General features: G+C 31.5%; 23 protein-coding genes. 2 read left to right on the top strand and 21 right to left on the bottom strand.

Annotated features, from left to right (window positions below; translation table 11 throughout):
• Positions 1-2: 2 nt before the first annotated feature.
• The 8 genes from MHH94_RS06595 to lepA all read right to left on the bottom strand — a co-directional run bounded on the left by MHH94_RS06595 (position 3) and on the right by lepA (position 9,507).
• Positions 3-752: a 16S rRNA (uracil(1498)-N(3))-methyltransferase gene (locus MHH94_RS06595; RefSeq protein ID WP_048539689.1), complete on the bottom strand. Its 750-nt coding sequence runs from the start codon at positions 750-752 to the stop codon at positions 3-5.
• Between the two features lie 8 nt (positions 753-760).
• Complete coding sequence (gene prmA / locus MHH94_RS06590; RefSeq protein ID WP_340840232.1) at positions 761-1,693, bottom strand: 50S ribosomal protein L11 methyltransferase; 933 nt, start codon at positions 1,691-1,693, stop codon at positions 761-763.
• A 3-nt stretch (positions 1,694-1,696) separates the two neighbouring features.
• Positions 1,697-2,830: a molecular chaperone DnaJ gene (gene dnaJ / locus MHH94_RS06585; RefSeq protein ID WP_048539687.1), complete on the bottom strand. Its 1,134-nt coding sequence runs from the start codon at positions 2,828-2,830 to the stop codon at positions 1,697-1,699.
• 94 nt (positions 2,831-2,924) lie between these two features.
• On the bottom strand, positions 2,925-4,760 hold the full coding sequence (gene dnaK, locus MHH94_RS06580) for a molecular chaperone DnaK (protein ID WP_058592283.1): 1,836 nt from the start codon (positions 4,758-4,760) through the stop codon (positions 2,925-2,927).
• A 44-nt stretch (positions 4,761-4,804) separates the two neighbouring features.
• Positions 4,805-5,392, bottom strand: a complete 588-nt coding sequence (gene grpE, locus MHH94_RS06575) for a nucleotide exchange factor GrpE (RefSeq protein ID WP_037588350.1) — start codon at positions 5,390-5,392, stop codon at positions 4,805-4,807.
• Between the two features lie 27 nt (positions 5,393-5,419).
• On the bottom strand, positions 5,420-6,394 hold the full coding sequence (hrcA, locus tag MHH94_RS06570; protein WP_058592282.1) for a heat-inducible transcriptional repressor HrcA: 975 nt from the start codon (positions 6,392-6,394) through the stop codon (positions 5,420-5,422).
• 116 nt (positions 6,395-6,510) lie between these two features.
• Positions 6,511-7,629: a radical SAM family heme chaperone HemW gene (hemW, locus tag MHH94_RS06565; protein WP_058592281.1), complete on the bottom strand. Its 1,119-nt coding sequence runs from the start codon at positions 7,627-7,629 to the stop codon at positions 6,511-6,513.
• 54 nt (positions 7,630-7,683) lie between these two features.
• Positions 7,684-9,507, bottom strand: a complete 1,824-nt coding sequence (gene lepA / locus MHH94_RS06560) for a translation elongation factor 4 (protein ID WP_058592280.1) — start codon at positions 9,505-9,507, stop codon at positions 7,684-7,686.
• A gap of 234 nt (positions 9,508-9,741) precedes the next feature.
• Between lepA and rpsT the strand changes: the two genes are divergently transcribed.
• The gene (rpsT, locus tag MHH94_RS06555; RefSeq protein WP_058592279.1) at positions 9,742-9,993 is read left to right on the top strand and encodes a 30S ribosomal protein S20; all 252 of its coding nucleotides are present in this window, start codon (positions 9,742-9,744) and stop codon (positions 9,991-9,993) included.
• Positions 9,994-10,066: 73 nt separating this feature from the next.
• On the opposite strand, the gene holA is transcribed toward rpsT, so the two are convergent.
• Complete coding sequence (gene holA / locus MHH94_RS06550) at positions 10,067-11,041, bottom strand: DNA polymerase III subunit delta (protein ID WP_058592278.1); 975 nt, start codon at positions 11,039-11,041, stop codon at positions 10,067-10,069.
• Positions 11,042-11,132: 91 nt separating this feature from the next.
• On the opposite strand from holA, the gene MHH94_RS06545 reads away from it, so the two are divergent.
• Positions 11,133-11,270 carry a YqzM family protein gene (locus MHH94_RS06545; protein ID WP_075577996.1) on the top strand — a complete coding sequence of 46 codons (138 nt, stop codon included), beginning with the start codon at positions 11,133-11,135 and terminating at the stop codon, positions 11,268-11,270.
• A 35-nt stretch (positions 11,271-11,305) separates the two neighbouring features.
• Here the strand turns inward: MHH94_RS06545 and MHH94_RS06540 are convergent, their stop codons facing one another.
• The 12 genes from MHH94_RS06540 to MHH94_RS06485 form a co-directional block, all read right to left on the bottom strand.
• Positions 11,306-13,486 (bottom strand): DNA internalization-related competence protein ComEC/Rec2, encoded by a 2,181-nt coding sequence (locus MHH94_RS06540; protein WP_340840222.1) that lies wholly within the window; start codon positions 13,484-13,486, stop codon positions 11,306-11,308.
• Between the two features lie 147 nt (positions 13,487-13,633).
• The gene (locus tag MHH94_RS06535; RefSeq protein WP_037588364.1) at positions 13,634-14,089 is read right to left on the bottom strand and encodes a ComE operon protein 2; all 456 of its coding nucleotides are present in this window, start codon (positions 14,087-14,089) and stop codon (positions 13,634-13,636) included.
• Positions 14,090-14,149: 60 nt separating this feature from the next.
• Positions 14,150-14,797, bottom strand: a complete 648-nt coding sequence (locus MHH94_RS06530) for a helix-hairpin-helix domain-containing protein (RefSeq protein WP_232157128.1) — start codon at positions 14,795-14,797, stop codon at positions 14,150-14,152.
• Positions 14,798-14,839: 42 nt separating this feature from the next.
• The gene (locus MHH94_RS06525) at positions 14,840-15,556 is read right to left on the bottom strand and encodes a class I SAM-dependent DNA methyltransferase (RefSeq protein WP_078355859.1); all 717 of its coding nucleotides are present in this window, start codon (positions 15,554-15,556) and stop codon (positions 14,840-14,842) included.
• Positions 15,556-15,909: a ribosome silencing factor gene (rsfS, locus tag MHH94_RS06520; protein ID WP_048539678.1), complete on the bottom strand. Its 354-nt coding sequence runs from the start codon at positions 15,907-15,909 to the stop codon at positions 15,556-15,558. The genes MHH94_RS06525 and rsfS overlap by 1 nt, the downstream gene beginning before the upstream one ends.
• A gap of 12 nt (positions 15,910-15,921) precedes the next feature.
• Positions 15,922-16,494, bottom strand: a complete 573-nt coding sequence (yqeK, locus tag MHH94_RS06515) for a bis(5'-nucleosyl)-tetraphosphatase (symmetrical) YqeK (protein WP_048539677.1) — start codon at positions 16,492-16,494, stop codon at positions 15,922-15,924.
• Positions 16,484-17,056: a nicotinate (nicotinamide) nucleotide adenylyltransferase gene (gene nadD, locus MHH94_RS06510; RefSeq protein ID WP_058592275.1), complete on the bottom strand. Its 573-nt coding sequence runs from the start codon at positions 17,054-17,056 to the stop codon at positions 16,484-16,486. The genes yqeK and nadD overlap by 11 nt, the downstream gene beginning before the upstream one ends.
• Before the next feature lie 4 nt (positions 17,057-17,060).
• Entirely contained in the window at positions 17,061-17,351 is a 291-nt protein-coding gene (gene yhbY / locus MHH94_RS06505) for a ribosome assembly RNA-binding protein YhbY (protein WP_048539676.1), read from the bottom strand.
• On the bottom strand, positions 17,345-18,163 hold the full coding sequence (gene aroE, locus MHH94_RS06500; protein WP_340840216.1) for a shikimate dehydrogenase: 819 nt from the start codon (positions 18,161-18,163) through the stop codon (positions 17,345-17,347). The genes yhbY and aroE overlap by 7 nt, the downstream gene beginning before the upstream one ends.
• A 12-nt stretch (positions 18,164-18,175) precedes the next feature.
• Positions 18,176-19,276 (bottom strand): ribosome biogenesis GTPase YqeH, encoded by a 1,101-nt coding sequence (gene yqeH / locus MHH94_RS06495; protein ID WP_078355861.1) that lies wholly within the window; start codon positions 19,274-19,276, stop codon positions 18,176-18,178.
• Positions 19,277-19,278: 2 nt separating this feature from the next.
• Positions 19,279-19,803 (bottom strand): YqeG family HAD IIIA-type phosphatase, encoded by a 525-nt coding sequence (locus MHH94_RS06490; protein ID WP_058592272.1) that lies wholly within the window; start codon positions 19,801-19,803, stop codon positions 19,279-19,281.
• 231 nt (positions 19,804-20,034) lie between these two features.
• Complete coding sequence (locus MHH94_RS06485) at positions 20,035-20,724, bottom strand: 5'-methylthioadenosine/adenosylhomocysteine nucleosidase (RefSeq protein WP_037588376.1); 690 nt, start codon at positions 20,722-20,724, stop codon at positions 20,035-20,037.
• Positions 20,725-20,727 lie beyond the last annotated feature (3 nt).

The following is a 20,727-nucleotide window of genomic DNA, read 5'->3' as shown; positions in this document are numbered from 1 at the left end:
ATTCACCTCATTAATTCTAATTGATAGCTTAAAGCAGCTAAAGCATACAATGGAGCGGTTTCAGCTCTTAATATTCTAGGTCCTAAACTCACCTTAATAGCATCATCATACAGATTAACTTCATTTTCAGTTAATCCACCTTCTGGTCCAAATATCATTAAAACCTTTTGTCCATGTTTAAGGTTAGAACCAATTTGATGAAATTTGCTTGTTCCCCCACTTTTAGCTTCTTCTTCATAAGCTATTATTACATAATCATATTCATTCATATTATCATAAATTGATTTAAAATTCGACTTATACTTTATACTTGGTATTGTAAGTCTCATACTTTGTTCACTAGCTTCTTTAACAATTTTTTGCCATCTATCTAATTTTTTAGATATTTTTTTCTCGTCTAATTTAACAATAGATCTTTCGGATTGGACAGCAATAAAATGATGCGCACCCATTTCAGTTGCTTTTTGAAGCAACCATTCATATTTATCGCCTTTAATAAGCCCACTTGCAATCGTTATATCAACAGGTAGTTCCGTTTGCCTTGTAATGTCTTCTACCGTTTCTAACTCAATGCTATCGTCATGAAAAGCAATGATTTTTGAAATTAACGACTTTTGATCTTCAAAAGTTAATATAATTTCTTGATCAACACTTTTGCGCATCACATTTTTAATATGATGTATATCATCCGTATTATGTATAAAAAAACGCTGATTTAACTCAGCGTTTTCTTGTAAGAAATATCTTTGCATCATTTCTCCTACTTTCTAGCTCGTATTGAAACCCAACCATCTTCACGTAGTACTTTTTCGATAGTATAACCAGTATTTTGTAGTTTTTCAATTATTTCATCGGATTTTTCTTCAATAATGCCTGAAGTAATAAAGTAGCCATTATTATTCAATCTTTCATAACTATCTTCTATCATTAAATCAATAATATGGGCTAATATATTTGCAATAATCACGTCATATTGTTCTGTTTCTTCAGTAAGCAAATTGCCAGTATCTGCGATGATATCTTTCTCACAATCATTGATTTCAAAGTTTTCTTTAGCAACTTTAATTGCTAAATCATCTAAATCCACCGCTTTAATGTCGTTTACTCCTAGTAAATGACAAGCTATGCTAAGAATACCCGAACCTGTACCAACATCAATTATCTTATGCTGAGGTTGTACAACCTCTTCTATATGTCTTAAACACATACTTGTTGTTGGGTGGTCACCTGTACCAAAAGCCATACCTGGATCTAGTTTGATGCAAAGATCACCTTCATTATTTTGATATCCTTCTTGTTCCCAACTCGGAACAATCGCAAATCTTTCAGAAGCTTTAAACGGATGGAAATAATTTTTCCATTCATTTTCCCAATCTGATTCTTTAATAATCGTCTTCTCAAACGATAAAATTTCTGACTGGATGCCATTTACATTTGCAATAGTTTCTTGAATGTCTTGTTCTAATTGATCCGTAAATACTAATTCATTAAAATAACATTTGACCCTAATATCCTGATCAGGATAATCTGCGGGATTTAATTCATAAATCTCACCGTATACGTCTGTATGTTCTTTCTTTAATTCTGCTGAATCTTCAATTACGACACCATTTGCACCTAATTCATTTAACAATACTGTAACTTCTGGTTCTGCTTCGCTATTTATCATGATAGAATACTCAATCCAATTCACAGGCTATTCTCCTTTAAAAAACTTTTTGGCTCTGTCTTTAAAGCTTGATGGTTGTTCTGTAATTGTTTCTCCACCTATTTCTGCAAACTCACGTAATAGTTCTTCTTGTCTTTCAGTCATTTTATCTGGTGTTACAACTTTTACAGTTACAAAGTAATCACCTTTACCGTAACCATGAACGTTTTGAACACCTTTTTCTCTCAATCTAAATTGTTTACCAGTTTGCGTACCTGCTGGAACTGTTAATGATACATTACCAGTTAATGTAGGAACAGTAATTTCATCACCAAGTGCAGCTTGAGGGAATGATAGATTTAAATCATAGAAGATATTGTCTCCATCACGTCTAAATTTACTGTGTGGTTTCACTCTGAACACAACATATAAATCGCCTGCAGGTCCACCATTTATACCTGGACCACCTTTACCAGCTAAGCGAATTTGTTGGTCGTTATCTACACCTTCAGGTACTTTCACTTTGATTGTAACTTTTTTGTTTTGAGTTCCTTTACCATGACAATCTGAACATTTTTCTTCAAATACTTGTCCAGAACCTTCACATTCAGGACAAACTTTTTGTGTTTGCATTCTACCTAGAATTGTATTTTGTTCAACTGTTACATGACCTTGTCCGTTACAGTACGTACAAGTTTTTTTATTAGTGCCAGGTTTAGCACCATTACCATGACAAGTTTCACATTCCACATCTTTACGAACTGTAATATCTTTTTCAGTACCAAATACAGCTTCTTCAAATGTTAATGTCATGCTATATTGTAAGTCATCACCTTGTCTTGGAGCGTTAGGATCTCTTCTAGCGCCACCGCCACCAAAGAATGATCCGAATATATCTTCAAAGCCACCGAATCCAGAGAAGTCTTGTCCTCCAAATCCTTGTGATCCACCGAAACCTTGTTGCGGACCACTATGACCGAATCTGTCGTATTGCGCACGTTTGTTTTCATCGCTTAGCACTTCATATGCTTCTGAAATTTCTTTAAACTTTGCGTCAGCACCTTCTTCTTGATTGATATCAGGATGGTACTTTTTTGATAATTTACGATAAGCTTTTTTTATTTCATCTTTAGAAGCATCTTTGGATACGCCAAGCACTTCATAATAGTCTCTTTTTGCCAATGTAATCTCTCCTTTACACACTGATTTATAATACGTATATGAATTAAAAAAGTCAAAGCCAATCACATTGACTTTGACTTTTTAATGATTAGTATTATTTTTTATCGTCTTCGTTGACTTCTGTATAATCAGCATCAACTACGTCATCATCGTTTGAAGTAGATTGGCCTTCAGCGCCTTCAGCACCTTGTTGTGCTTGTGCAGCTTGTTCATACATTTTAACAGATAATTGTTGTACGATTTCTTGAAGTGCATCTTTTTTAGTTCTGATATCTTCTATATCAGTACCTTCAAGTGCTTTTTTCAATTCTTCTTTAGCTTCTTCAGCTTTAACTTTTTCGCTTTCATCAACGTTATCGCCAAGATCAGTCAAAGTTTTTTCAACAGTAAATACCATTTGGTCTGCTTCATTTCTTAAATCGATTTCTTCACGACGTTTTTTGTCTGCTTCAGCATTTTTCTCTGCATCTTGAACCATACGATCGATTTCTTCATCTGATAATGATGAGCTTGATTCAATCGTAATTTTTTGTTCTTTGTTTGTACCAAGATCTTTAGCTGTTACATTAACGATACCATTTTTATCGATATCAAACGATACTTCGATTTGTGGCACACCACGTGGAGCTGGTGGAATATCCGTTAATTGGAATCGACCAAGCGTTTTGTTATCTGCTGCTAATTGACGTTCACCTTGTAATACGTGAATATCAACTGCTGGTTGGTTATCAGCTGCAGTAGAGAATACTTGAGATTTAGATGTAGGGATTGTTGTATTTCTTTCGATTAATACTGTAGATACGCCACCCATAGTTTCGATACCTAATGATAATGGTGTAACGTCAAGTAATACTACGTCTTTAACATCACCAGTGATTACGCCACCTTGAATTGCAGCACCCATAGCTACTACTTCATCAGGGTTAACACCTTTGTTAGGTTCTTTACCGATTTCTTTTTTGATTGCTTCTTGAACAGCTGGGATACGAGTTGACCCACCAACTAAGATAACTTCATCGATATCAGAATTAGATAATCCTGCATCTTTCATAGCTTGGCGAGTTGGACCCATTGTTCTTTCTACTAAATCGCTTGTTAATGATTCAAATTTAGCTCTTGAAAGTGTTGTTTCTAAGTGTAATGGACCATTTGCGCCACCAGAGATGAATGGTAATGAAATTTGAGTTGAAGATACGCCTGATAAGTCTTTTTTAGCTTTTTCAGCAGCATCTTTAAGACGTTGTAATGCCATTTTATCTTGTGATAAATCTATGCCATTTTCTTTTTTGAATTCTTCAACTAAATATTTAATGATAACGTCATCGAAATCGTCACCACCAAGTTTATTGTCACCTGCAGTTGCTAATACTTCGAATACACCGTCACCTAATTCAAGGATAGATACATCGAAAGTACCACCACCAAGGTCAAATACTAATACTTTTTGATCAGTTTCAGTTTTATCTAAACCGTAAGCTAATGCTGCTGCAGTTGGTTCGTTAATAATACGTTCTACTTCTAAACCAGCGATTCTACCAGCATCTTTAGTTGCTTGACGTTCTGAGTCATTGAAATAAGCTGGAACTGTAATAACAGCTTTTGTTACTTTTTCACCTAAATAACTTTCAGCAGTTGATTTTAAGTTTTGTAAAATCATAGCTGAGATTTCTTGTGGTGTATATTCTTTATCTTCAACTTTTTCTTTATAATCAGTACCCATATGACGTTTAACTGATTGAATTGTATTTGGGTTAGTTACTGCTTGACGTTTAGCAACTTCACCAACTTGTGTTTCTCCATCTTTAAATGCAACAACTGATGGTGTTGTTCTGTTACCTTCTGGATTTTGGATTACTTTAGGTTCTCCACCTTCTAATACTGAAACTACTGAATTTGTTGTACCTAAGTCTATACCTATTACTTTACTCATAAGAATTATTCCTCCAATTTATTATTAATTAATCATCGAGTTCATTATTCGTTTACTTTAACCATTGCTGGTCTTAAAACACGATCTTTCAATTTATATCCTCTTTGTAACTCTTCAGTTACAACACCTGATTCAAAGTCAGGATTATTATCTTGCATAACTGCTTGATGTACATTTGGATCGAATGGTTGATTGTATGATTCGATTTCTTCTAAACCATTATCTTTTAATGATTTAAGTAAATCGTTATAAACCATGTCTACACCTTTTTTGAAAGTTAAGAAGTCTTCAGACTCACCTTCTTGTTTAAGTGCACGATCCATATTATCTAGCGCAGGTAATACATCTGTAAGTACACGTTGTGCTTGATAATCTTTAATAATGCTTGCTTCTTGTTTCATTCTACGTTTATAGTTTTCAAACTCAGCATATAAACGTAAGTATTTTTCTTCTTCTTCATTTGCTTTTTGTTTAAGTTGTTCGAGTTCAGCTTCCGGAATTTCGACTACTTTATCTTGCTCAACCTCTTCAACATTCTCTTCAGTTTCATTTGCTTCTACTTCTTCAGTAGCGACAGATTGAGTTTGATCGTTTGTTTCATCGAATTGTTCATTTTGCTTTTCTTCCGTCATTTCATGCCCTCCATTTTCTTTCCTTATTTAAAAATGATTCAAAAGTTGAATCACTTTGTTATAATGCATTGCAGTTGGACCAATAACGGCTAAATGACCAGTTATATCACCAGAAATTTCATAATTGGTACTAATAATTGAAATACCGTGTAAATCTTTATTAATTTCCTGTCCAATTTTGACACTTATCGAATCATTTGATGTTTCATTTAAAAATTGAGCGATACGTTCAGATTCAAGATACTTTAAAATCGATTGAATCATGGATACATTCGTTACATCTAACGCATCAATTAGGTGCATCTTACCACCTAGAAACATTTCTTCATTATGATCATTAATTTGCGTTAATAACGCTTGTTTAAAATTATTAATAAATTCATGATCAATGAATGACAACGATAATGATTCTAACGTTTTTATCATTGTAGTTAAAGTATTTTGCTTAAAATACTGGTTTAAGTAGTTCATAAATTTCTCAATCTGTAATTGATTTAAAGATTCATGAATTTGAATATGAACTTTCTCTACATAACCATCAGTAAATACAATGACGCCCATGAGATGAGTTGGGCTGACTCTCACAAAATGAATTTCAAATATAAATCTTGAAAATTTATTAGGTCCGAGTACTACAGTTGTATAATGTGATCGATTTGAAATTTCTAATGCTAACCATTTAAGCATTGCGTTTACATCATATTGATTTTTATCTTGAAAATGTTCAAACCAATTTAAGCTTTTCTTGCTTTGAGATTTATACTCAAGTAATTGATTAACATAATACTTAATTCCTTGTTCAGAAGGAATACGACCTGATGACGTATGCGTCTTCTCAAGAAGGTTCAAATCTTCTAATTGTTTCATTTCATTTCTAACTGTCGCTGGACTAATCGGCAATTGATGCCTTTCAATAATCGACTTAGAACCAATTGGTTGTCCTAACTCAACATAATCCTCAACAATTACATTCAAAATTTGTAATTGCCTCTCAGTAATCATGTCATCACCTCGATTAGCACTCTATCTTCCTAAGTGCTAATTATAATTTATCAAATTGGTCAAAGAAAGTCAACGTTAAAGCATTCAATTTTTATATCTTTTTTAAATACATATTTTTAGCTTAATAAAAACTTCTCAAACACTTCATTTCCGATTATTTGTCCGCGATTACTTAAGCGTAAATAGTCTTTCTCATCCAGTAGTAACTCTTGTTCGATGAGTTCTTTCACATGTTGACCAAATACATCTTCTATTGATTGGTCAAATTTATTCTGGAATTTAGTTTTTGACACACCTTTTGTCATTCTTAATCCAAGAAACATTTCTTCTTCCATTTGTTCTTTCAATGAAACTTCTGTACTTTGCAATACTGGCATTTTACCATTCATTAACTTCTTAATATATTGATTAACCGGATTAATATTTCCATAGCGCACACCATTAATATAGCCATGTGCACCTGCACCGAAACCATAATATTCTTCATTTTTCCAATATACTTTATTATGAAGAGATTCATGTCCTTCTTTCGAGAAGTTAGAGATTTCATATTGATTAAGGATAGAGCCTGCTAATTTCTTTTTCAAATGTTGATACATTTCTTCACCTAAATCTTCATTAGGTAATTTTAAACGCCCTTTTCTATATAAATTGTAGAATTGCGTCTTTGGTTCAAGTATAAGTGCATAACTTGAAATATGATCTACATCAAGTGATAGTGCTTTATTGAGTGAATCATCAAATTGTTCTATTGTTTGACCAGGTAAGTGAAACATAAGATCTAAACTTACAGAAGGGATTTTATGTTTTCTAGATAAAGTAACTGCTTTTTCAATATCGTCACTATGATGAGTTCTTCCTAATACTTTTAACAATTCATCATCAAATGTTTGAACACCTAATGATAATCTATTCACACCATATTGTTTGAGTAATTTTATTTTTGCTTCTGTTAATTCATCTGGATTAGCTTCAAAAGTATATTCTTTTGTAATCACAAATAAATCGTTAATCGCTTGAAGTAATCTTTCAAGTTGTGCTTCAGATAATGCTGTTGGTGTACCTCCACCTACAAATACTGTCTCAACTTCTTTATCTTTTCTCGTTGACATCTCTTTTATCAAACAATCTAAGTACTCATCTACCGGCTGATTAGCAATATAGAACTTATTAAAATCACAATAAGTACAAATTCTCACACAGAAAGGTATATGAATATATACACTTTTTGCCATATAAACGCTCCTTTAAAAATAGAAACAGCTACATATTATGCAGCTGTTTCAAAATTATTCTTCATCCATTTTAAGCACGGCTAAGAATGCATCTTGTGGAATTTCCACATTACCTACTGATTTCATCTTAGCTTTACCTGCTTTTTGTTTTTCAAGTAACTTACGTTTACGGCTAATATCCCCACCGTAACATTTTGCTAAAACATTTTTACCCATAGATTTAATGTTTGTTCGAGCTACTATTTTATTACCAATTGCTGCTTGAACTGGTACTTCAAATTGTTGTCTAGGGATTAATGTTTTTAATTTATCTACTATTGCTTTACCTCTATCGTATGCAAACTCTTTATGGACGATAAAGCTTAATGCATCCACTTTATCTCCATTTAATAAAATATCCATTTTTACAAGTTTACTTTCTTGATACCCGATTAATTCATAATCAAATGATGCATAACCTTTCGTATTCGATTTCAACTGATCAAAGAAATCAAATACGACTTCAGATAATGGAATTTCATAAATAATATTTACACGAATATCATCTAAATAATCCATCGTCTTAAAGTTACCACGTTTTTTCTGACAGAGTTCCATTACAGCACCAACATAATCATTCGGAACCATCATTGTTGCTTTAACATATGGTTCATAAATTCTGTTGATTTTTTGTGGGTCTGGAAATTGTGACGGGTTATCAATTTGTAATTTTTCGCCATCTGTTAATTCACATTCATAAATAACTGATGGTGCAGTCGCAATAAGTTCAATATTAAATTCTCTTTCAATTCTTTCTTGAATAATTTCCATGTGTAGTAAACCTAGGAAGCCTGTTCTGAAACCAAAGCCTAATGCTTGAGAAGTTTCAGCTTCAAATTCTAAAGATGCATCATTAAGTTGAAGCTTTTCAAGCGCTTCTCTCAAATCGTTATATTTACTATTATCAATTGGATATAATCCACAGAATACCATTGGATTCATCTTTTTATACCCTTTTAAAGGTTTCTCAGCAGGTCTGTCAGCTAAAGTGATTGTATCACCGACATTGGAATCTCCAACATTTTTAATTGAAGCTACAATGTATCCTACATCTCCGACAGATAACGTATCAACTGGAAGTTGTTTCGGTGTATTAATACCAACTTCAGTAACTTCAAATGTCTTACCTGTAGACATCATTTGAATTTTGTCTCCAGCTTTAACTGAACCTTCAACAACACGTATAGAAGAAATTACACCTCTATAAGCATCAAAAGAAGAATCAAAAATAAGCGCTTGTAGTGGGTTGTCTGGATCACCTTCTGGAGGTGGTACCATTTCTACAATTTTCTCTAATATGTCTTCAATTCCAATATTAGATTTAGCACTTGCGAGTACTGCATCACTTGCATCTAAACCAATAACGTCTTCAATTTCTTGTTTAACACGCTCAGGTTCAGCTGCGGGTAAATCAATTTTATTTACGACAGGTATTAATTCTAAGTCATTATCTAATGCTAAATAAACGTTCGCTAACGTTTGTGCTTCGATACCTTGTGCAGCATCTACAACTAAAATCGCACCTTCACATGCTGCAAGTGATCTTGAAACTTCATATGTAAAATCGACATGCCCCGGTGTATCAATTAAGTGTAAGATATATGTTTCCCCATCTTTAGCAGTATAATTTAATCGAACAGCATTAAGCTTTATTGTTATACCACGTTCTCTTTCAAGATCCATAGAATCTAATAATTGTTCTTTCATATCACGTGATTCTACACTTTTAGTATTTTCCAAAATTCTATCAGCTAACGTAGATTTACCATGGTCAATATGAGCAATGATAGAAAAGTTTCTAATTTTATTTTGGCGCTCTAGGCGTTTAGTTCTGTCCATTTGAACTCCAACTTTCTCGTTAATTTTACATGTATTAAATGTAAGTCGCATCTTTGATATGATACCGTCTTTATGAAATAAATGCAAACGTATTATCAAACTATCAATAAAGTGTTATGCTTTATAAGGAATGTGTAAATAATCATTGCACTTATGCCCTACATTTGATAAAATATTTTTTGTTGCAATCAAAAATTCTTTGATCACGGACAACATTTTTAGGAGGTGACTCTCATGCCAAACATTAAATCTGCTATTAAACGTGTTTCTGTTACAGAAAAGAAAGACGCTGCAAACATTTCACAAAAAAATGATATGCGTTCAGCTGTTAAAGCTGCTAAAACTGCAATCGAAAACAATGCTGAAAACAAAGCTGAATTAGTTTCATTAGCTGTTAAGAAAGTTGATAAAGCTTCTAAAAACAATCTAATTCATTCAAATAAAGCTGATAGAATTAAATCAAGCTTAATGTCAAAAGCTAACTAATTATGTGAGAGCGTGACACAGAACATTCTGTGTCACGCCCTTTTTTTGTGGAATGAAATTTCAAACTCAAGCTTTATATTTTTAAAATGAAAAGTTCTAGTATGAGCACTTTATCCATATATGAAGATTTCAATTGGTAATCTGTATCAGCACAAATATCGATAGTTGCTAATAATCGATCAAGTGATAGCTTTCTCGTAATACGAAGTGCCAGTTTAACCCTATATGGGTGTACACCAATCGTTTTAGCAATTTGTTGTTCGCTATAATGTTTACCAGCAAGAATTTTACATTGATAATACAAGCGATAATTACTTGTGATTAACGCTAAAAGCTTAATCGGCTCTTCTTTCATATTGATTAAGTCTTTCAGTAAATTAATAGACTTTTCTTTTTGACCTTTTTGAATATATTCCGTTAACAAAAATACATTCTGTTCTAGAGAACGACTCACAATTTCTTTAACGTCTTGTTTATTAATAACCGCTTCATCGCCAATAAATAACACTAATTTATCTAATTCTGCTTTAATAATGTTAAATTGAATACCTGTTAGTTCTAAAAATTCTATTAAAGCATCCTCTTTAATATCTTTATATTGATCATGCAAATAAGATTTAATCCACTGTTTAATTTCTTGTTCGGTCATTTGGTCAATTTTATTAAGTCTTGCATTCTTCTTAACTGTTTTAACGAGTTTCTTTCTTTCATCCAATTTCTCATTAAACACATCAAATACGACTAACGTTTCACCATCATACTGTTCAATAAATTGAATTAATTGATCGGTATTTTGATTGATTTGAGTACTAACTTTTTCTCCTGTAAAAAGGTAAGCATTCTTAATATGTACGACTTTTTTGTCTGAGAGGAATGGTAAAGTTAATGATTCTTCTATCGCACTTGAAATAGGTGTTTCATATAAATCAAATTTAACATAATTAAAATCGTCTCTTTCTCCAGCTAAATATTGATTTATAATTTCGTCAGATTTTTTCTCGATAAGTGCATTTACTGCACCATAATTCAATACAATATTGTCTTCCAAAATAAGTCTCCCTCTCTTATAAAGTTCTAATTAAGTATAGCATTTTTAAGTTTAATATCATATAATGAAAGTAAGTATAGGAGGGAGTCATATGAACAGATTTGAAGGTGAAAATACTCAAGGGCGTAACAATGATGTTAAAGACTCTGGATTTGGATTTATAATTGGTTTCGTATTCTTAGCAGCAATTTATATTATTGCACAAGTATTCAGTCTACTACCAAACTAATATATCAAATCCATTTATATAAAGCTTACAAACGACTACTGTCGATTGTAAGCTTTTTTATTATGTTCTTGTAGTCCATTTGTCATAATCATATTGTCTTTATTGATTTCAAATTGTACCATTCCGTAATCTTGTGTATTGAACACTTTACAATCGCTTTGTTTAAGTTTATTTACAATGGCTTCTTTTGGTAGCCCATGCCTATTATGTCGACCAGAACTTATGACACAAAAATGTGGCTTTGCTTTTAATAAAAAGCTATCACTTGTACTTGTCAAACTACCATGGTGTGCTACTTTTAAAATATCGTAATGCCCTTTAAGTTGACTCAAAATACTATTCTCTACTTTTTCTGTTGCATCACCTGTTGTTAATATCGTTCTGCCAAACATTGTGATTTCAGTAACGATTGATGTATCATTCTTATCTTCATAATTCAGACTATTTTGGTTGAAAAACTTATATGTCGATTCTCCAATCTTTAATTCACTCAAATTTGTGCTATCTACAATTTCTGTGTTTGTTTCTTTAACCTCTTCTAACAAATGTTTTAATTCACGATTGTCCCAAGTCTTCTTATTAATAATTAAATGTTTGATTGATACTTGTTTACTAAAAGTAGCTAATTCACCCATATGATCTGCATGTGGATGTGTGATGATTAAATAATCAATCTTTTGAAATCCCTTTTCTTTAAGTTCGGGCACGATTATTGAATCTGTATAATTTGATATCTTACTTCTAGTTTGCCATGGTTTCTTTTTCAATTTATCTTTACCACCAGTATCGATCATCACAATTTGATTTACATCATGGTGATAAGCAATCATTGCATCTCCTTGACCAATATCAAGAAATTTAAAAATAACCTCATTATGATTAAAATGGTATGTGATTGCAATGACTAACAATGTGAAAAGGAGTAATGATTTTATATATTTCTTTTTAAGAAATAACATTAAGACTAGCACTACAACAATGAGGACGATTAAATATATCCATTCGGATAGATTTCTTACGACTAACTCATTTATAGGGATGTGACTCATAACATCTATTAATTTAAAAGTTTGATTCATACAAATTTCTATTAACATCATAAATAAATTAGGAACTTTACCAAAAGTGGCAAATATCAACATGAATAACATCACAAGTGGAAAAATAATTAATTCAAAAAGTGGAATAAAAAGAAAGTTTGTGATAAACCCTAGCCATTGAAAAGCATTAAAGTGAATCAGTAATATGACAAATGAAGATAATTGAGATACGACATTAATTGTAATGATTTTGTGGATTGTATTGAAAGATTTTATAAGTGGTACACATAAAATGATAAACGTGGAGACGATATAGGATAATTGGAAACCAATATCGAAAATAATATGGGGATTATAAATTGTATAAACAATAAAAGTGATAGACAGTATTTGTAAAGCGTCTATTTTTATGACTTTATTCAAAATCATATAAACCATTACTACTCCTACTGCTCTAAGAACACTCGGACTTAAACCAGTTAAAACAGCATATATAGGTAATAAAATAAATATCATATTCTCGGCATGATGATATTTGATGTTCATCCTAAGTAATAATTTAAATAAAAATATATTTAACAAAGCGACATGCGATCCACTTACAGCATATAAATGATATATACCTATTTTTTTAAGTTGATCTATTCTTTCTTCATTTAAATAACTTGTATCACCTAACGTGAGCGCAATAATATCGTCAACACCATCTATATCAAGTTGTTTCATCTCATGAATTAAATTCGTTCGATATAGTTGAATACGTTCAATCATATTTAATGGTCGATTCGAACAAGTATTTAAAAATAAGTTTTCTATCTTAATAACACCTTTAATATCATGATTTTGCAAAAACTCAAAGTATTGAAATTTTAATGCGTTAGTATTAGGCAAAGTTGAATTAACAGAGTAAGTAATACGACAATTTTTTAAATAAGGCATTTGCTTCAAAAGTTTAAGCTTTTCTTTTTCATTTTTAATCGTATAAAATGCTTTAAACGTTTGATTATGGATTTGTCCTTCAGCTTGAAAGCCATCTCCATCAAGCGTTAACTTATCTCCAAACTGAATAACTTCAGTATAATTTTCATGATTTTTTGAAACGTTAAATGATTCGTAATATTGCAATGGATCATTCGGATAAATTAAGTAACCTATAATAAAAAATATAAAGCTCATCACCAAAATTTTTAATGATTGCCATTTAATATAGCAACTTATAACTAAGATAATGAGCATGAATATACTTACATAAGGATGTAAAAAGAAAATTAAACCGGACAATAAATAAAGTGCAAAATAAAACCACATCTTAAATATTAGTCCTTACTTCAAATATTTAATAATGTCTTCTGGATGGAAATTAATTTTTTCGTAGTGTACACCAGACTGTTCTAACAGTTGTATTGCATATGTATGATTATGATAATCGTCAGCATAATAAATTTGTTTAATACCAGCTTGTATAATTGATTTCGTACAGTTTAGACAAGGGAAATGTGTAACATAAATAGTTGCACCTTCAGAGGAAACACCTAACTTAGCACATTGTATAATCGCATTCATTTCAGCATGAATAGTTCTTATACAATGACCGTCCACTACAAGGCAGCCATTATCTATACAATGTTCTTCTCCTGAAACAGACCCATTATATCCACCAGCAATCACTCTATTATCTTTAACGATTGTTGCACCGACAGATAATCTTTCACATGTTGACCTTAATGATAATAGATGACTTTGAGCCATAAAGTATTCTTTCCATTCAATTCTATCCATTACACATCGACCTACCTTTCATATATTCTTATTGTAAAATTTAACAAGTATAAATGCAATTCAATTTAAAATGATAAAATCTTTTAAACTTTCAACTGTTTTATCTCCGAATCCTTTTACCTTTTTTAAATCATCCACAGTTTTAAATTCTCCATTTGTTTCTCTATATTGAAGAATGGCATCTGCTTTACTCGGACCGATACCGGGTAACTTTTCAATTTCCGATTTATCTCCTGTATTAATATTGACTTCTACTTTATCATTTGTAGATTGGTTTGTATTAACACTAGGCACATGTTCGCCGTTTATTGGAACATATATATACATTTGATCTTTAAGTCTTTCTGATAAATTGATTTTAGACAAATCTGCATTATGCTTTGTTTGAGCTTTCTTTAATACATCATGCACGCGTTCCTTTGATGACATTGTATATGTATTTGGAAAATTAACAGCTCCTTTCACATCTACTACTACGTTTCTATTAACATCTTTAGTAGATTTAGATTCATCTATCTTATCAAAATCCTTCTCTTCTGAAGACCTTAGTTTAACTTCATTTGATGTATCTTGTTGATGAATGATAGCTTCATTATCATCATTACCAGTGAAAAGGCTATTACAAATGAAAAATAATACAACAATCATGATGATAGCAAGTTGGTAATTTTCTATTAACCAATCCTTACTTTTATGAATATATTTCAAAAAAACACCTCCTACATAATTAAACGTAGGAAGTGTTCTAAATTACTTTCGTGCAACTATAAAATGTCTATCGCCATTTTCATTAAATTGATCAATATTGAAATCAGTAAATACACTTTCAACTTTAAATCCAGCAAAATCTAAAAGTTGTTTATAAAGATCGATTTCATATGTGATTTGATAATGTTCTTCATCGAATCGTTCATAAAGTCCATCTTCTCTTTCGATGAAAAATGACATTTGATGATATACACTGTTAGGTTCTTCACCAGCAATTGCTTGCCACGCTAAAGTTAATTGTTCTGTTTCATCAATATAGTTACGGTTATTAAATTGGTGATTCATCTTATATAGTGAGTGCACATCAAATATAAGTAATCCACCATCATTTAAAAATTGATTAACATAGTTAAATACTTGAAGAACTTCTTCAGGGTCTGTTATATAGTTCAAGCTGTCACAAAAGATGGTAATTACATTGTAACTTTGAGGTAAGTCCAAATCTCTCATATCTTGGCAATACCAATTAATATTAGGATTACGACTTTCAGCTACTTCTAACATCTCTTCACTTAAATCAAGACCACTTACGCGACCATATTCTAGTAATTGCTCTGTTAAGCGTCCTGTACCACAACCAATATCCAAAATATCGTTATCATTACCTGTAACATAATGACCAACAATCTGTTTCCATTTATCATATGGTTGATCTTCAGTTAGAAGGTCATAATAATGACTCATACGATTGTATGCCATTATTGTGCTACCTCATTTAGTGTAATAATTGGTGCGTCTTTATATAATCTTTCTAAGTCGTAGTAATCACGTTCTTCTCTATGGAATACGTGTACAACAACGTCACCTAAATCAATTAATACCCATCTAGCTTCATTAAAGCCTTCTAGTCTTTTCACTAATACTTCATTTATTTCAGCTTCATCTTTAACATTTCTTGCTATAGCTTGAACTTGTTTGTCACTATTACCATGACATACAACAAAATAATCAGCTATATCGCTAATACCTTTCATATCAATTGCAATAATATCTTCAGCACGTTTATCATCACATGCTAGTAACGTTTGTTTCATTAAATCATTTGAATTCATTTAACCATTCCTTTATTGTTCTGAATGCATATTATAATAATTTAAGCATTCTATAGTTTTTAAATGTACTGTTTTATCCTTATTAATTAAGTGTAACACTGTACGTTTTGATATTTCGTAAACTGCTTTATCCAAGTTGCGTTCTTTAAAGACAATATCTCTAATTTCATCTACACCTGGAGTTGTTCTTTTAGGTTCAATATAATCAGCTATAAAAATTATTTTTTCAGTCTTATTCATTTGTGCTCTACCAGTCGTATGACTATATATAGCGTAATAAATTTCTTCATCATTTATATCATATTGATCTTTAAGTCTTGCAGCAGCAACTGGTCCGTGTAATATTTCTGAGCCATAACTTAATAAATCTTGCCCTAGTTCATATTGCGTTACACTTTGATATAACGCTGAAAGTTCTTCATATTTACATAAATCATGCAGGATTCCTGCTAATTCAACTTTTTTAATATCACCATCAAAGATTTCTGCCATTTTCTTACCAGTTTCGGCTACTCTCATAGAGTGATTATATCTTTTTGATGGTAACGTTTCTTCAACCAATTTGACTGCTTTTTTAATTTTCATACAATCGTCCCCTTTTGATATATCTTTCAATTCGTGGCGTAACGAGCATCTTTATAGATTGACGATTTTTACATCTATTGCGAATGTCTGTTGAGCTTACATCAATTCTTGGAATGTGCAATGCTAACATGCCTTCTTTTACATCTTGTTTATCAACTTCTCTATTAACAACGACAAATGTTAACAATTCTTTTAATTCTGCAATGTTTCTCCATTTATGCAAATTCTCGTATTGATCTGAACCGATTACAAAATATATTTGATAATTAGGAAATTCTTGTTTAAATTCTTTAATCGTATCAAATGTGTAGCTCGTACCTTTTCTATTAAGTTCTCTCTCATCAACTTCACCGAATTGCAAATCTTCAATAGCTAATTCTAACATTTTCACACGTTCTGATTCTATTAAATAAGATTCGTTATGTTCTTTAAGTGGTGATTGATAACTTGGTAAGAAAATAAATTTATCAGGTTGAACAAATTGATATGCTTCACTCGCAACTAACATATGTCCAATATGAATTGGGTTAAATTGACCTCCATAAATCATGAGCTTTTTCATAATATTATGGTAGTTCTAATCTTTTATTTTCTTTAGATTCTTTATATAAGACAATAATATTACCGATAAGTTGTACGAGTTCAGCACCTGCTTGTTCAGCTATTGATTCAGCTACTTCTTTATGATCGTCCATATTATTTTGTAAGATATGAATTTTGATCAATTCTCTTTTTTCAAGTACGTCTTGCACTTGGTCTATCATATTGTCATTTAATCCGCCTTTACCAATTTGGAAAATTGGATCTAAATGATGCGCTTCTTTTCTTAAATATCTCTTTTGTTTACCTGTTAACATAATGATCTCCTTTTAAGTTCCTCTTGTACTTTATTTCTCATTGATTCTATTTGAGCTTCTTGCCCAGTCCATATTTTAAAGCTTTCTGCTCCTTGATAAACGAACATATCCAATCCGTTATAAATTGCAATACCTGCTTGTTCACATGCTTGCAGTAGCGGTGTCTTTTCAGGAATATAGATGATATCACAAACTAAACTATTTTTACATATCTTCTCCACAGGAATAATGAATTCACTATGCTGTGTATTCATGCCTACCGGTGTCGTATTAATAATAATATCAAATGTGTGAAGAACAGATTGAACATCTGTTAGACTTATTGCATTTATATCAATTTGCCATTTATCAAATCTAGACATCGTTCTATTTGCCACTGTTATTTTATGATTCGTAAACTTCTGCATTTCCGAAACAATACCTTTACTCGCACCACCAGCACCTAAAACTAAAATTTTTCGATCTTGTATGCTACCGTAATGTTCAATTAAACCTTTAACTAAACCAATACCATCCGTATTATAACCAATCCATTTATTATCTTGTATTAGAACGGTGTTAACAGCACCAATATGCTTAGCATTTGAAGATACTTCATCTAAATAAGGCAAGATGGATTCTTTATGCGGTATTGTAATATTAAAGCCGTCTAATGCTTTTTCATTTATGATTTCTTTAATATGTTTAAATTGTTCTGGTGGAATATCTAAAGCACCATATTCATCTTCCCTGCCTAATGCTTCAAAATTTGCTGCGTGCATAATCGGTGAAAGTGAATGGCTAATAGGATGTCCGATAACTCCAAACTTCATTTAATTCACCTCTTATAAAATAGATGTTCTTAATGTAACTTCGACTTCTTTTGGTGCAGTAACATGTATTTCTGCCCCTGCATCTACAGTTACAAATCCTAATCCTGAAATCATAACATCTTTTCTTTCAGATTCAGTTGTAATCTCAGTTGTTTTTAAGTTATCGAAGTTAAAGTTCGTTGGATCATATGGTGGTTTAAGAAGTTCACCAATTTGACGTTTCCATAAATCTTCAGCGTTTGATAACTTTGTTCTATGAATGTTTAAGTCGTTTGATACAAAACATGTTAAAGAACGTCTACCGCCACTTACATAATCTACTCTAACTAAGCCACCTAAGAATAAGCTTTGTTCTTCGTTTAATTGATAAACTTTAGGCTTAATTTCTTTTTTAGGCATTACAACTTTCAATTCTTTATCTGTAACGTAGTGCGTCATTTGATGACTTTGAATAATACCAGGTGTATCAAACATATATGAATCATCATCTAATGGAATATCAATCATATCTAATGTTGTACCAGGGAAATGACTCGTTGTAATAACTTCTTTTTCACCGACACTCTTTTCAATCAATCTATTGATTAATGTAGATTTACCAACGTTTGTTGTACCTACTACATAAACATCTTTACCTTCTCTAACTTTCTCGATAGTTGATAGTAATTCATCAATTCCTTGATTTTTATATGCAGAAATCAGTACAACTTCGTCAGGATTAAGTCCAAAATCTTTCGCACGATTTCTTAACCAAATTTCGACTCTTCTTTTATTAATGGCTTTAGGTAAGATATCCATTTTATTCGCAACAAGTACGACTTTTTTCTTACCTACTATATCTTTTAAGCGATGTATCATTGATCCTTCTAGATCAAATACATCCACAACATTGACGATTAAACCATCTTCATTGTGAAGAGATTTCAACATATTTAGAAAATCTTCACTTGTTAAATCAACATCTTGGACTTCGTTATAATTTTTAAGTCTAAAACATCTCTTACAAATGACATCTTCTTTATTCAAACTTGATTGTGGAACGTATCCAGCTTCATTCGGATTTTCAGATTGAAGTGTTGCACCGCAACCAATACATTTAGCAAACTCTGTCAAATTTATTCCTCCCAGTTAATTAAACCTTTTCTCTTAAAGTAATTTAAAAATCTTCTTTCTATTAATCGATTGAATTTCGTAACAAAACCATCTGTCTTTTTCACAGGTACAACCATAATCGTATATAATCCGTTTCTATTTCCACCAAACACATCTGTTAACATTTGATCCCCAATAACAACTACTTCAGACTTATTGACGTTCATTAAATTTGCTGCTTGTCTAAAAGCTTTACCACGTGGTTTACGTGCTTTAAAAATATAATCAATATTTAATGTTGATGAAAATGACGCAACACGTTCTTGATTATTATTAGAAACAATCGTAACTGTTATACCATTATCTTTCATATTTTCAAACCAATTTCTCACTTCATCAGTTGGATCTTTAACATCCCAACCAACTAATGTATTATCTAAGTCCGTGATAATTGCTTTTATATTTTTAGATTTTAAATGTTCAGGTTCGATATTAAAAACTGTTTGAACATATTCATTTGGTAAAAAATATTTTGTAAATAATCCCATTATTACACCTCAATATTATCTTTTATTTTAACATAAATTATATTTACATTCCTTTTAGTTGAATACAAAATAAAAGTGTTGCAAATCACTTACGATTCGCAACACTAAATATTATTCTGTAATTTCACGGTCAGAAGATTTTTCAACTTCTGTATTCGCATAAATCACATAACCAACAAGTGCTGTAGCAATGACAGCGATAGCCATTAATATTAACATGAAACTGCCTCCTTATGCCACTCTATTTAATAATAATTTTACAATTTTACTAGAATTGACGCAAGCTACTTTTAAAAATTCTTCAAAAGTAACATCAGATTCCTTATCTGCTAAATCTGAAACAGCTCTCGTAACAATAATAGGCACATTATATTGGTAACAAGTTTGAGCAATTGCACCAGCTTCCATCTCTACGACACTCGCAGTAGGAAAGTTAGATTTAATCACTTTGCGCTGATCAATTGAGCCAATGAAACTATCACCTGTAGCAACTTCACCAACAATACCATTTAAATCAAGCTGTTCTATTGATGATTTAGCTAAGTCAATTAATTCCTTATCAGTTTCATAAAATTCTGGCATACTTGGTACTTGTCCCAATTTATAGCCAAATGCCGTTGCATTAACATCATGATAATAAACTTTATTACTAATAATGATATCACCAATATTTAATTCGCTATCAACAGAACCTGCTGAACCTGTATTAATGATTAAATCTGGTTTAAATTCATTGATAAGTAATGTTGCTGTAATTGCAGCATTTACTTTACCAATACCACTTTGTGCTAATACAACTTGTTTATCTTCTATATTACCTTTATAAAAAATAACATGTGCAATTTGGATTGTTTCTCTATTTTCAATAGATGACTTTAATATTTCTACTTCTTCTTCCATTGCTCCAATAATACCAATCATGCT

The sequence above is a fragment of the Mammaliicoccus sp. FSL K6-3158 genome (assembly GCF_038005105.1).
GTDB classification, from domain to species: domain Bacteria; phylum Bacillota; class Bacilli; order Staphylococcales; family Staphylococcaceae; genus Mammaliicoccus; species Mammaliicoccus sciuri.
This window is presented reverse-complemented; position numbering and strand designations above follow the sequence as displayed.